Genomic DNA, 13,104 nt, shown 5'->3' with positions numbered 1-13,104 from the left:
GTACATTTTATACCAATTATAGTACATGACAAAAAAAAGAACACTTCGCATTGGTTTGGTCATACTCTTTTTGGGAGTATTATTGGTTGTTTCTACGAATGTAATCCTTGAATCTGTTGTTGGCCGTTACCTCAAGCAGGAAATTACCAAAATTAATGAGGAAAAAAATTATATCCTTACTGTAGATGATTTTGACATAAATATTTTTTTAGGCCGAATTAGTATTGATGGCCTAAGTATCAAACCAAAGGAAGAATTTCTTGACAGCTTAGTAAATGGCGCTACAGAAGAACACGCTTTAAAAGCCCTATCAGTTTCGAAAGTCACTTTTTCCGGTTGGACTTTTCTTAGTTATCTTACCAAAAAACAAATAGATGTTAAGAAAATAGTTGTTGATCATCTTAATTTCAATCTTTACAGACCAGAAAAAGAACATGATATAGCAGTTGTGGATAAAGAAAAAGAATCTACTTTTTCTATAGATTCCATTCATATATCGGGATTAAAAGAGCTTTCCCTGGCTGAAATAAAAATTGAAAATTATGGATTTCATATCATTGATGCCTCTAACAGGGATACTATATCTGCATACCAGGGTAAGGAGCTCATTATTGATGGCATAGATTTGGTGCCGGTTGAAAACAATACAGGTTATTTTCATTTTGACAATAGTGAGTTGGAAATTCGACTTCAAAAACAGGAATTCAACCTTCCCGACGGACTGTATGTCCTGAATTTTGAAAATTTGCGCTATTCATATGGAGATGAACATATTTCCATAGATGGTCTTATTTATAAACCCCTTGTAAGTAATGCAGAGGTGATGAGTACCTTTAAATATTCTGGTGAAGTATATGAAATTGCTATAAAAAACATTTCCATAAGTGGTTTTAATGTTGATCCCCTCATTCATTCCGGGGTATTATACATTGATCAGATAGCCATTGATAGCATGACCACCCTTATTGCCAAGGATAAAAGCAAGCCCTTTAATGAGAACAAACGTGCCTTGTTGCCTGTTCAGGGGCTTAAAAAAACAAACCAACCTCTTCAGATAAATTCAATCAGCATTACCAATTCTTATCTGAATTACTCTGAACAGGAGAAAATGCCAAAAGACCTGTTAGATATTGATATGTCTGATATTAATGCATCCATCAATACTATATCCTCTCTAAAAGACTCTATTTCGATCGATAAAGATTTAACCATTGATTTTAAGGCGATATTAATATCCACTCCAATTGAAACATTTATTAAAATGCCTTATAATTCGGCTGATGGCCGGTTTTATTTTTCCGGCAATACCCTTGGTACTACAAAGTTTACCTTTTTCAACTCAACTGTTTTTTCGGCCATAGGCGTAAAACTTGTAGGTGGCCGTTTAGACGGCATAAGTTGGGACGCAGTGGGCAATTCCACAGCTATGGATGGCAATTTCACTATGTTATACACGGATTTGGAAGTTGAACTATTTAAAAAGGATAATTCAACGAATAAAGCCTTATCATGGCTTGCCAATTCATTGGTAAAAAGTTCCAATCCATCCAAAAACGGAAACACTATTGTTTCAACAATGCATTTTGAAAGGGTCCCCTATAAAGGAATTGGCAATTACTTATGGAAATCTATCCAATCAGGAATTGTAAATGCCCTGGTCCCAACTGGAAAACACCAGTCTGTAAAAGCCGATAAAGACAGAAAAGACAGCTCGGATAAGAAAAAAAGAAATAAAAATTGAAACCTCTTTGTCCTCACCATATTTATCCGTAAATCTGTTTTTGTTCATATTAAATGGCCTTAAAATTACTTAAAATTAAATTTTAACTATTTTAATCACCCTAAAACAATTTAGTATGTTTAAAAGACTACAGATTAGCATAGTACTTATATTCATTGCATGTGCAACGGGCCATGCTCAAACAGATACACTGCTTTTAGATACGAATACTGTAATTATAGGGGAAGTTAAATCTATGAATAAGGGAATATTAACCATCGAAACCAATTACAGTGACTCTGATTTTACCATAGAATGGCTGGAGATTAAAAAAATCTATACCCAATCCGTTTTTTTAACCAGCTTAACTGATGGGAGTCGTATTGTTGGTAGCCTAAGGTCCAATGAGGGTAACTCCATTACAATTATCGATAGGGAAGGTGCAGTTGAAACAGAAGTGCAGATACCGGATATAGTATTTCTTCAGCCCCTGAATGAGGGGTTTTGGAGCAGGCTTGATGCCGCAGTAGATTTTGGTTTAAGCTTTACAAAAGCTAATAATTTAAAACAGTTCACCTTTGGAACCAACCTAAAGTATACTGAGGATAAATGGTCAGCACTTATTAATGCAAATATGTTGCGTTCTACTCAGGACAATGCAGAAGATATCAGAAGGGAAGATGCCTCTTTTGTCTTTAATTACTTTCTCCCGAAAGACTGGTATCTTTCTCCTCAGGTATCCTTGCTATCTAATACAGAACAACTTTTAGATTTGCGAACTATAGTTTCCATGGGGGTTGGAAATTACATAGTAAATACCAATAAAATGTATTGGGGCGTATTAACGGGCTTGTCCTACAACAATGAACGATTTTCAAGTGATGCTCAAGACAGGTCAAGTGTGGAAGGCATATTAGGAACTGAACTCAATATGTTTGACATTAAAGATCTAAGTATAATTACGCGTTTAATAACATACCCCAGTCTTAGCGAGAGCGGTCGTTGGCGTGTAGATTGGAATTTTGATATGAAATATGACCTGCCACTTGACTTTTATGTAAAAACAGGAGTTACCCTGAATTATGATAACCAGCCCACAGTCGGAGCAAGTGATTCGGATTATTACTGGAAACTTGCATTTGGCTGGGAATGGTAAATCCTTTAGTGTCCTAATACGCGCTATACCTGCAGCTAGCATCTCCCGTAAATTTGCAGTATACACTCATTTAACCTACGAACTTTACTAATTTTTGAATTCGTTAAAAAGAAATTATTAGGGCATGAACATCTATTTGGTATTACAATAATATTTGTCGTACATCCTGCCAGGAATTGACGCGCTCAAACCCGTTTGTATTTACATTATGAGGAGAGCTAAACAGTATGGACCTCCCCTCAAAGTTTTCGAGGTTGTATTTCCGGTCGTCTATAAGGATATCTCCCCTAAGAATGTGCTTATCCCCGCATAATATGCGCCGTTTCCAATCAATAAAAGGAAAGTGTTCATCTAACCAATAGTGTTTTTCAATTAATGAATTTGGAAATTGCATAGCCGCTGAAGCAATAAAAACGTCGTAAACTTTGGTTAATTCCCTGATTACTTCTTTACTGCCTTCAATAGGAGGCAGGGCACGAAAAAAACCTTCTTCGTGGCAGTGTCTGTGAATATGGCTTCTTCGATTTTCAGGGACGCTTTGCCATACTTCACCTCCTATACAATCCTCCACAGTAAGGTTTTCCCCGAACTCTTTGTTATAAAGCGAAATATGTGCCCTGTAGGTATCCGCTATTACCTCATCCATGTCTATAAATAATGTCATAATTGAATTTAACTATGTGAACTACTAAAAAATCCTAATACTCAGGAAATGAGTAATAAAATGTCAATCAATTGGTAATGATTGCGGTATTAAAATTAACTAATTGATAATATATAAGTCTATTTTTTTAGCTTCAAATCGATTTTTTTTGTTTTTGTCTCTATGTCTAAAAAGATCGCAGCCGTTTCCTTACCTTTAAAATTGAAATGAAAATAACCATTAAAAGGAAATATCGTTTTTTAGCGGCAATACTGCTGCTCTTATCACTCCTCGCAATAGTGATTTCCAATTTTACTATTGAAATATCGGCAAGAGGCAAAACCTTTAATGATCCGGCTGTTATACCAAAAAATAAAGTTGGCCTTGTATTAGGCACTTCAAGAATGCTTGTGGAGGGCGGTGTAAATCCATATTATGCCCATCGTATCAATGCAACCATTAAACTTTATAAAGCAGGTAAAATAGAGTATGTTCTGGTAAGTGGAGATAATGGGAGCATATACTACAATGAACCTACTACAATTAAAAAAGACCTGGTAAAAAGGGGTATCCCGGGCGAAAAAATTTTTCTTGATTATGCCGGTTTCCGCACTTTGGATTCTATGGTAAGAGCTAAATTTATCTTTGGCCTTGATAGTGTTACCGTAATCTCTCAGCAATTTCACAATGAACGCGCAATTTATCTGGCTGAGAAAAAAGGCCTTATGGCTATAGGTTTTAATGCGAAGGGGATTTCCGGGAAAGAAGGCATTAAAGTTCAGTTTCGTGAATATTTTGCAAGAGTAAAAGTATTTATAGATTTACTTTTAAATACACAACCCCGCTTTTACGGCGAAAAAATTGAGATAAAATAGGAGTCTCCTCTTTTTGTATAAAATAACCTATTTTAGTCACTGAAAGTTAACCCAACCACACATGTCAAAGTTTAAAACACTACTTAAAAACCTTGGTCCGGGGTTGTTGTTTGCAAGTATGGCGATAGGGACATCCCATTTGGTATTGTCAACCAAAGCAGGTGCGCAGTACGGCTGGGTTATGGTGATACCCATCATCCTTGCCAATATTTTAAAATACCCTTTTTTCGAATTCGGAATACGATATACCAATGTAACCAACAAAACCCTGATAGAAGGGTATCTTAATCGGGGTAAAGGTTATTTATGGCTTTATGCGTTTATTACGTTAGTAACCACCTTTACCATCCTGGCCGCACTTTATGTGGTTACTGCCGGATTGTTTATAAACCTGTTTAATGTTGAGAAACTTTCTGTTGCCATGGTTGCCCTTGGTTTATTTGTATTTATTAGTACCCTGTTAATCATAGGTCGCTACCGCTTTCTGGAGACCTCCTTAAAATTCGTCATCTCCATTTTATTTGTGGCTTTACTTGTTACCACATTATTAGTGATTTATAAAGGGCAGGTAGAACCGGTTTCCGGTTTTGTAAGACCTCCAATATTTAATGAGGTGGGTATCTTGTTTTTAATTGGGTTAATTGGTTGGATGCCCACAGCCGTTGAAGCTTCAAGTTGGATCAGCCTTTGGAGTCTGGAAAAATATAAATTAAATAAGGCCAAACCTACATTAAAAGAAGCACTACAGGAATTTAACTCAGGGTATTTGATGACCGCCGTCCTGGCTATTTTCTTTTTAATCATCGGATGGTTGACCCTTTATGGTACAAATACAGAATTGAGTGGTAATGCTATCACCTTTGCAGATCAGGTGGTGCAATTGTTTACTACACATATTGGTGAATGGGCATATATCTTTATTGCAGTATCTGCCTTTGCCACCATGTTTAGCACTTGTATGACGGCCCATGACGCTATATCAAGGGTAAGTATTGACATAGTTGGTTTGCTTACCCCTAAGACTAAAGATTTTTCCGGTAGAAAGTATTACGCCTCGGGGGTTATACTTTTAGCCCTCGTTAATTTTATCGTAATCACAGCCTTTGGAGCAAATATGGGGGCCCTGGTAGCTCTTGCAACTTTTGTCTCTTTTGTTTTAGCTCCGATAGTCGGTTATATGAATCTAAAAAATGTGATGAGTCATGACCTTCCTAACCATTTTCATCCCAGTAAGGGGTTACAAGTCCTGACTTTCGCCGGAATAATATTCCTGTCGCTGTTTGCAATTTATTATTGCTGGATGGTCCTTTTTTAAGTTAGCAACTCAAGCCTATAAAGCGTTATCCATAACCTCTTTTACCACTTCAGGATTTAATAGCGTGCTAATGTCTCCAAGATTTTCAGTGTCTTTAGAAGCGATCTTTCGTAAAATACGCCTCATGATCTTGCCACTTCGTGTTTTAGGTAAACCAGAAACAAACTGTATCTTGTCTAACTTAGCAATTGGGCCAATATGTTCGGTGATTTGCTGGTTTATTTCTTTCCTAAGGTTATCTCTGTCCCTGGTTTCCCCTATTTCCTTTAGAATCACAAAACCATAAAGTGCATTCCCTTTAATATCATGTGGGAAACCAACAATGGCAGATTCAGCCACAGCAGGATGTTCGTTTATAGCATCTTCAATTGGAGCAGTCCCCAGATTATGACCTGAAACAATGATTACATCATCAACCCGTCCGGTTATTCTGTAATATCCTACTTCGTCCCTGAGGGCACCATCCCCTGTAAAATATTTGTTTTTATAGGCAGTAAAATAAGTATCCCTGTACCTGTCATGATCTCCCCATATGGTTCTGGCCATTGAAGGCCAAGGAAACTTGATACACAACCGTCCGTCTACCTGAATTCCCATAATTTCATGACCTTCTTCGTCCATTAGTGCAGGTTGTATTCCTATAAAGGGTAAGGTTGCATATGTTGGGGTTGTTGGGGTAACATACGGTATAGGCGATATCATTATTCCGCCGGTCTCAGTCTGCCACCAGGTGTCTACAATGGGGCTTTTACCGTGTCCAATATTATTATTATACCAATGCCAGGCTTCTTCGTTAATTGGCTCGCCAACAGATCCTAAAACTTTAAGGGAAGAGAGATCATATTTTTCAACATAATCCAGGTTTTCCTTTGCCAATGCCCTTATTGCAGTAGGAGCAGTATAAAACTGATTTACTTTATGCTTTTCAACAACCTCCCAAAATCGTCCATAATCCGGATATGAGGGTACCCCTTCAAACATAACCGTAGTTGCCCCGTTTGCCAGGGGGCCATAAATAATATAGGAATGACCTGTAATCCAACCAATATCAGCGGTACACCAATACACATCACCATCCCTGTATTGAAATATATTTTTAAAGGTATAGGCTGTATATACCATATAGCCTGCACAGGTATGTACCATACCCTTTGGCTTGCCTGTTGACCCCGATGTATAGAGAATAAAAAGGGGGTCTTCAGAATTCATACGTTCGGCATCACTATCTGCATAGGCATTATCCAATAATGGTTTTAACCACAAATCCCGGTTCTTCTTCATTTTTACTTTTCCTCCGGTACGCTCAACCACCAAAACCTTCTCCACGCCCGGGCAATCTTCCAGAGCCACATCAACAATACCTTTTAGGTCTATAGTTTTATTACCCCTGAAGGAACCATCAGAAGTTACCACCATTTTACAATCACAATCATTTATCCTGGTAGCCAGTGCATTTGAAGAAAATCCTGCAAAAACAACAGAATGTATGGCACCAACTCTGGCGCAGGCCAAAACAGTATATGCCAATTCTGGAATCATGGGGAGGTATACACAAACACGGTCCCCTTTTTTTATTCCGTTTTCCTTGAGTACATTAGCCATCCTGCATACGCTTTCATGCAATTGTCCATAAGTGATATGCTGTGCTTCTTCTTTAGGGTCATTAGGTTCAAAAATGATCGCAGTGTTATTGCGTTTAGTTGGCAGGTGCCTGTCAAGACAGTTCTCTGTTATGTTAAGTTCTGCACCCTCAAACCATTTAATTTCGGGTTTTGTAAAATCCCAACTCAGCACTCTATCCCATTTTGAACGCCAAACAAAATGCTCTTCTGCTATTTCTTCCCAAAAAGCTTCAGGATTTTGAACAGACTTACGATATACCTGAAAATATTCTTCTAAATGTTTAATGTGATAATTACTCATGCCAACTATTTTTTAATGCGAATTTACTTCCATAACACCGCTAGGTATTCGAATATTCTCCACAATTTCCTGCACCTCTTTTGGAGGATCCGGTGTAAATAAGGATATAATTATAGATACTATAAAGTTAAGCAACATAGCTACAGTACCAAAACCCTCGGGAGAAATTCCAAACCACCAATCTTGCGCTGTCCCACCTCCAAACATATCAAATTTAAACTTTAGCATATAAAATAACATAGCTACCATACCGGCTATCATACCGGCTACCGCACCCTCTTTATTCATCTTTTTATAAAAAATACCCATTACTATGGCAGGGAAAAAAGAGGCAGCGGCTAAACCAAATGCCAGAGCAACTGTAGCGGCAACAAAATCTGGAGGATTTATCCCGAAATACCCTGCAATACAAACTGCTACAACGGCCGACATCCTTGCAATTACCAATTCATTTTTATCTGAAATATCTGGTTTGAATTGTTTTTTAATCAGATCATGTGAGATTGACGTGGAGATAACCAATAGCAAACCCGCGGCAGTAGAAAGTGCAGCTGCCAATCCTCCAGCCGCTACTAATGCAATTACCCAATTGGGCAAATTAGCTATCTCAGGGTTAGCGAGTACAATAATGTCCTTATCTACTTCCAATTCATTAATCATGGGGTCCGCTACATACTGAATAATCCCATCGGAATTTTTATCATCAAATTTTAACAGGCCAGTGGATTCCCATTTAGAGAACCAGGCGGGCATCTCAGCATAATTTTTATTGCTTACCGTCTCAATTAAATTTGTTCTGGCAAAAACGGCAATCGCAGGGGCCGTGGTATACAAGATGGCTATAAAAAACAGGGCATAACCCGCAGATTTTCGGGCATCCTTTACTTTAGGTACTGTAAAAAACCTGACAATGACATGAGGTAATCCTGCGGTTCCTACCATTAAAGCAGCAGTAATGAAAAATACGTCAATCATAGGCTTGGAGCCCTTAGTGTATTCATCAAATCCAAGCTCCATCGATAATCCGTCTAACTTGTCCAGCAAGGAAACACTTTCACCAATTACATTACTACCCATTCCTAATTGAGGAATTGAATTACCGGTCATCTGAATGGAAATAAATATAGCAGGCACCATAAAAGCAAAAATCAATACGCAGTACTGGGCCACCTGCGTATAGGTAATTCCCTTCATGCCCCCCAAAACGGCATAAAACAATACGATGATCATACCAATAATTACACCTGTATTTATAGGAACTTCCAGAAATCTGGAAAAAACGAGGCCTACCCCCCTCATTTGACCTGCCACATAGGTAAATGAAACCATAAGGGCACATACAACAGCCACTGAACGCGCTATATTGGAATAGTAGCGATCACCTATAAAATCTGGTACCGTAAATTGTCCAAATTTTCTGAGATAGGGTGCTAGCAGAAGTGCCAGAAGCACATATCCGCCGGTCCATCCCATCAAATATACAGAACCGTCATAACCATCAAATGATATTAATCCGGCCATTCCTAAAAAAGACGCAGCCGACATCCAGTCTGCGGCTGTAGCTAATCCATTCGCCCAGGCAGGAACATGGCCCCCGGCAACATAAAAATCTTTAGTAGAACTGGCCCTGGACCAGATTGCAATTCCTATATAAAGTAAAAAAGTAAGGACAACAATGGTTAGTGTCCAGGTTTGTACATCCATGCACTGTAAAAGTTTGGTTGGTTTAATTTATTCGTCGAACCCGTATTTCTTATCAAGGCGGTTCATCAATATGACATATATGAATATGAGCACAACAAAGACATAAATGGAGCCCTGCTGTGCAAACCAAAAACCGAGCTTAAATCCCCCAAGGGAAATAGTATCCAGGGTTTCCTTGAACAGAATTCCAAAACCATAGGATACTAAAAACCAAATAGCTAACAAAATTGAAAGGTATTGCAGGTTTTTTTTCCAATATCCCTTAGCTTTAGAATCGCGACTCATATAAAATTTATTTCTTTAAATATAAGTATTCCAAAGAATTAAAAGGTAAGCCGAAGCAAAATTTTGGTTTACCCACATGAAGCTATTTTACCGATTATGGCGGCATATGCTTTTATGGAATCATTGCGGAATGTTAAAGAGCTTCCCTGAAGGAATCGACAGAGCCTAATATATGAGGTCGTAATTTAAGACAACTATCAATTGCCGCTCATTCTGGTTATGTAATTGCTCCAGACAGTAAACGCCATTCTTACAGGAATTGATTATTTTATCCTCTCCATAGCCAATTGCGTACAGAATATTTGAAGTTGAAACACCATGCTGTTCTAAATAGTCCTTTATGGCATCTGCCCGCTGCTGTGATAATCTAAAATTTGTAGCACCTCCACCACGACTATCAGTATGAGATTCTATTCGTAATTGTAATTGAGGAAAACTTTTAACCACGAGTACGGCTTTGTCCAGCTCAGCGGCAACCTCAGGAGTTATAACGGACCTGCCTTTTTGGAAATAGAATTTCTTCAATTTGAGTACCGTCTGATCCTCTTTTTCTTCTACAAGGTCATCCAGAAACAGCAGGTTCATGTCAACGGAACCATTCGCCTCAAGATTTTCGGTTGCAGTTTTATCAAAAGACTGGATTTGTGAAGAATATCGTTCTTTGGAAACCTCAAGTACAATAGACTCTCTCCAGGGAATTTCCAATCTGTAGGTGCCATCTTCATTGGAATAAATTTCTTTAATTAAGTTTTGCTCTGTATCGTAAATTCTAACTGCTGCCTTAGAAACTCCTTCTTTAGAGCCGGAATTAGTTACCTTTCCCCTTAACACCAATGTTTTAAGACCTGGTTTCTCATCAACATTAAATCCATAAATATCATCTTTGCCTTTACCTTCAGCCCTGTTTGATGAAAAATAACCCGTAAGCCCCTCGGTTTTATTATTTTTAATAATGAACCCAAAATCATCCTCCGCAGAATTAAGACCTAAACCCAAATTAACCGGGATGCTAAAAGATTCATCGCCTTGCATTTCTGATTTATAAATATCCATGCCTCCCAGGCCATAAAAGATATCCGATGCAAAATAAAGGCTATTTTCAAAGACAAAAGGTGAGACCTCATTGCCCGGAGTATTTATCCTTGACCCCAAATTTATGGGTGCAGACATGATCTTTCCTTCGTTAGTATCTACATAATAAAGATCTGTGCCCCCAAATCCATCAGGGAAATTAGCTGCAAAGTAAAGTCTGCTGGTGTTTGCATCATAGAACGGGTAATAAAAAGAGGTACTTGGATCTCTTAAAAGATATTGTGCAGATTCTTCCCCGGCAGCCATCATAACGGCCAGGCTATTTTTTCCGTTTTCATCGAAAGTCAGCTGATCCTCCTGAGTATTTGAACTCACATAAAAAACAGCATCCTTGGCTTCAGAATAGAAGGGTGTTGCCTGATGGAAATCTGATGCAGGAACATCTAAAAACGGATTGGGATTTAGAATCTGACCATCAACCCCAACTTTGGCTACAAATATTTCCAGGTATTCTTTTTCCTTGTTTCCTTTTTTATTATTGGCTTTAAGACTTCTGGTGCTGGTAAAAAGTAATTTATCATCCTTATAAAAAGATGGTGAAAAATCAGAGGCCGGACCATTGGAATTGATATTAAAAATTTGATAATTGAGGTCATTAGCAATTTCAGAATCCTGAAGCTCATAATTAAATTCCGCGTTTTCCAAGAGCTCATTGGATAAAACATCTGTCTTTGTTGCAAGAAAGGCCTTCACTCTGTCCTGGCCGGAGGTTTTGGCCATGGCCTGCAACATATTATTAAAGTGATAGGTAGAAATTTCAGTATCCTCCTTATATATTGAAAGATACGTATCCATTGCATTTTTATAATTGTTCGTACGCAAATAAGAATCTGCTAAATTGAGTATTTGTTTTTTACTTAGGGGTTTTTCGTTTTTTTCCTTTTTGTATTCAATAATTGCCTGGGGGTATTTGTACTCAAAAAAGAAGTCATCTCCTTTTGATTTTTTATCCTGGGCAAAAGAAAAGCTGCTTACAAACAAAAAAGCTATCAGAATTAAGAATTTATATTTCATTGCCTTTACGTTTAGAAAAACCTTGGTGAATCTATTTGTTTTGGTTTGCCCTTAAGATTCTCAATTTTATCCTTTTTAGTTTTAGCGCCTCTTCCAACATAAAACTTAAGTATTATTTCGTGCGAACCATTATTATATTGACCTATTGGATTGGTGTTATAATCGTAAGAATATCCAGCAAACATGCTGTTGGATATCTGAAATCCTACCAATCCGCTTATTGCATTATCAAACCTGTAAGAGGCCCCGGCGGTCAACACATCATTAATTAGAAAGTTAGCTGATAAATTTGCAGTTGCCGGTGCTCCCGAAATAAAATTTGCTAAAAAAGCAGGTTTAAATTTAAGATTTTCAGATAAATCAAAAACATAACCCCCTATAAAATTAAACTGAAGTCCATCATCTACTACCTGGGCTACATCATCGTTGTAAAGACCGCCAGGCAAAAAGTTAGGTGCCGATACCCCTATGTACCATTTGTCCTGATATAAAAATAACCCGGCCCCAACAGTGGGATAAAATTCGTTGATTTGTTGCCGACCCAAAATAGGCTCTCCGGGGTTTTCAAAATCTCCTTTAGAAAAATCGACATTCAAAAACGAACCCCCTACATCCATACCAAAAGACAATTTTGTATTGGCAGAAAGATATAGTTGATACGAATAAGAAATATCTACAAAGGTATTTGTTGTTGGGCCCAACTGATCACTTTGAACGTTAAGACCAAGTCCCATCTTGTCATTTTCAAAAGGATAATTTATCCCAAACCTGATGGTCCTGGGAGCTCCCTCAATATCTATCCATTGCGCCCTGTACAGGCCTGTAATATCTATAGTTTCTACCGTTCCCACATAGGCGGGGTTAAAACTTCCAATATTGTACATATATTGGGTGTACTGGGGTTCCTGCTGGGAATAACCCGTACTGCACATGGCAAGTAAAAAGCCAAGTAGTAGAAAGACATTGCTATATAAAGATCTGCTTGAGGTACAAGTCATTATTTTTATCATCTTATGAGCTGAATCCAGCCTTTTCTAATTTCTGAACCATCTCCTAAATCCAGTACATAATAATAGGTGCCTGCAGGTACCTGTTCACCGTTTCTTGTTCCATCCCAGGTATTCCCGTCTGTCATGCCCTGAGCTTCAAATATCTTGTTGCCATATCTGTTAAATATCTGAAGAAAATTGTTTGGATAATCCTCCAGGTTATTAATCTTGAGCAAATCATTTGTTCCATCACCATTGGGTGAAAATTCATTAAACAGGAAGCCGGGTTCCGTGCTGGTTGGTTCGTTTACATTAACCCGGGCAAATGCTTCAGGATCTGCTCCTGGCACAAGGGGAGGACTAAGTATGGTTGCGGTATTGCCCCAAA

11 protein-coding genes are annotated in these 13,104 nt (G+C 38.1%); 4 read left to right on the top strand and 7 right to left on the bottom strand.

Annotation, left to right across the window (positions count from 1 at the left end):
• Positions 1-25: 25 nt before the first annotated feature.
• Both WBM60_RS10970 and WBM60_RS10965 read left to right on the top strand, forming a co-directional pair.
• Complete coding sequence (locus WBM60_RS10970) at positions 26-1,741, top strand: hypothetical protein (protein WP_424276513.1); 1,716 nt, start codon at positions 26-28, stop codon at positions 1,739-1,741.
• Positions 1,742-1,856: 115 nt separating this feature from the next.
• Positions 1,857-2,876 carry a DUF481 domain-containing protein gene (locus WBM60_RS10965; protein ID WP_424279062.1) on the top strand — a complete coding sequence of 340 codons (1,020 nt, stop codon included), beginning with the start codon at positions 1,857-1,859 and terminating at the stop codon, positions 2,874-2,876.
• A gap of 142 nt (positions 2,877-3,018) precedes the next feature.
• Here WBM60_RS10965 and WBM60_RS10960 read toward each other — a convergent pair whose 3' ends face one another.
• On the bottom strand, positions 3,019-3,540 hold the full coding sequence (locus WBM60_RS10960; RefSeq protein WP_424279061.1) for a 5' nucleotidase, NT5C type: 522 nt from the start codon (positions 3,538-3,540) through the stop codon (positions 3,019-3,021).
• 206 nt (positions 3,541-3,746) lie between these two features.
• On the opposite strand from WBM60_RS10960, the gene WBM60_RS10955 reads away from it, so the two are divergent.
• The gene (locus WBM60_RS10955) at positions 3,747-4,394 is read left to right on the top strand and encodes a SanA/YdcF family protein (protein WP_424276511.1); all 648 of its coding nucleotides are present in this window, start codon (positions 3,747-3,749) and stop codon (positions 4,392-4,394) included.
• A 61-nt stretch (positions 4,395-4,455) separates the two neighbouring features.
• The gene (locus tag WBM60_RS10950; RefSeq protein ID WP_424278143.1) at positions 4,456-5,709 is read left to right on the top strand and encodes an NRAMP family divalent metal transporter; all 1,254 of its coding nucleotides are present in this window, start codon (positions 4,456-4,458) and stop codon (positions 5,707-5,709) included.
• Between the two features lie 15 nt (positions 5,710-5,724).
• On the opposite strand, the gene acs is transcribed toward WBM60_RS10950, so the two are convergent.
• From acs to WBM60_RS10920, 6 genes are all read right to left on the bottom strand, one after another.
• Complete coding sequence (gene acs / locus WBM60_RS10945) at positions 5,725-7,632, bottom strand: acetate--CoA ligase (protein WP_424260047.1); 1,908 nt, start codon at positions 7,630-7,632, stop codon at positions 5,725-5,727.
• Between the two features lie 12 nt (positions 7,633-7,644).
• Positions 7,645-9,336, bottom strand: a complete 1,692-nt coding sequence (locus WBM60_RS10940) for a sodium:solute symporter family protein (RefSeq protein ID WP_424283077.1) — start codon at positions 9,334-9,336, stop codon at positions 7,645-7,647.
• A 27-nt stretch (positions 9,337-9,363) separates the two neighbouring features.
• Positions 9,364-9,621, bottom strand: a complete 258-nt coding sequence (locus WBM60_RS10935) for a DUF4212 domain-containing protein (protein WP_424283076.1) — start codon at positions 9,619-9,621, stop codon at positions 9,364-9,366.
• 165 nt (positions 9,622-9,786) lie between these two features.
• Entirely contained in the window at positions 9,787-11,727 is a 1,941-nt protein-coding gene (locus tag WBM60_RS10930; protein ID WP_424283075.1) for an OmpA family protein, read from the bottom strand.
• An 11-nt stretch (positions 11,728-11,738) separates the two neighbouring features.
• Positions 11,739-12,725 (bottom strand): PorP/SprF family type IX secretion system membrane protein, encoded by a 987-nt coding sequence (locus tag WBM60_RS10925; protein ID WP_424283074.1) that lies wholly within the window; start codon positions 12,723-12,725, stop codon positions 11,739-11,741.
• 8 nt (positions 12,726-12,733) lie between these two features.
• Positions 12,734-13,104 (bottom strand): gliding motility-associated C-terminal domain-containing protein (locus tag WBM60_RS10920; protein WP_424283073.1); only part of this gene is annotated, 371 nt, incomplete at its 5' end.

This window comes from Eudoraea sp. (assembly GCF_049669105.1).
Classification (GTDB): Bacteria; Bacteroidota; Bacteroidia; order Flavobacteriales; family Flavobacteriaceae; genus Eudoraea.
Note: the sequence above shows the minus strand (reverse complement) of the source record. Positions and strands in the feature narration are given on the sequence as shown.

What these genes read in the sequence shown, in the direction of transcription:
- WBM60_RS10970 (WP_424276513.1), top strand. Translation starts at nt 26, where the DNA reads ATGACAAAAAAAAGAACACTTCGCATTGGTTTGGTCATACTCTTTTTG.
- WBM60_RS10965 (WP_424279062.1), top strand. Translation starts at nt 1,857, where the DNA reads ATGTTTAAAAGACTACAGATTAGCATAGTACTTATATTCATTGCATGT.
- WBM60_RS10960 (WP_424279061.1), bottom strand. Translation starts at nt 3,540, where the DNA reads ATGACATTATTTATAGACATGGATGAGGTAATAGCGGATACCTACAGG.
- WBM60_RS10955 (WP_424276511.1), top strand. Translation starts at nt 3,747, where the DNA reads ATGAAAATAACCATTAAAAGGAAATATCGTTTTTTAGCGGCAATACTG.
- WBM60_RS10950 (WP_424278143.1), top strand. Translation starts at nt 4,456, where the DNA reads ATGTCAAAGTTTAAAACACTACTTAAAAACCTTGGTCCGGGGTTGTTG.
- acs (WP_424260047.1), bottom strand. Translation starts at nt 7,632, where the DNA reads ATGAGTAATTATCACATTAAACATTTAGAAGAATATTTTCAGGTATAT.
- WBM60_RS10940 (WP_424283077.1), bottom strand. Translation starts at nt 9,336, where the DNA reads ATGGATGTACAAACCTGGACACTAACCATTGTTGTCCTTACTTTTTTA.
- WBM60_RS10935 (WP_424283076.1), bottom strand. Translation starts at nt 9,621, where the DNA reads ATGAGTCGCGATTCTAAAGCTAAGGGATATTGGAAAAAAAACCTGCAA.
- WBM60_RS10930 (WP_424283075.1), bottom strand. Translation starts at nt 11,727, where the DNA reads ATGAAATATAAATTCTTAATTCTGATAGCTTTTTTGTTTGTAAGCAGC.
- WBM60_RS10925 (WP_424283074.1), bottom strand. Translation starts at nt 12,725, where the DNA reads ATGACTTGTACCTCAAGCAGATCTTTATATAGCAATGTCTTTCTACTA.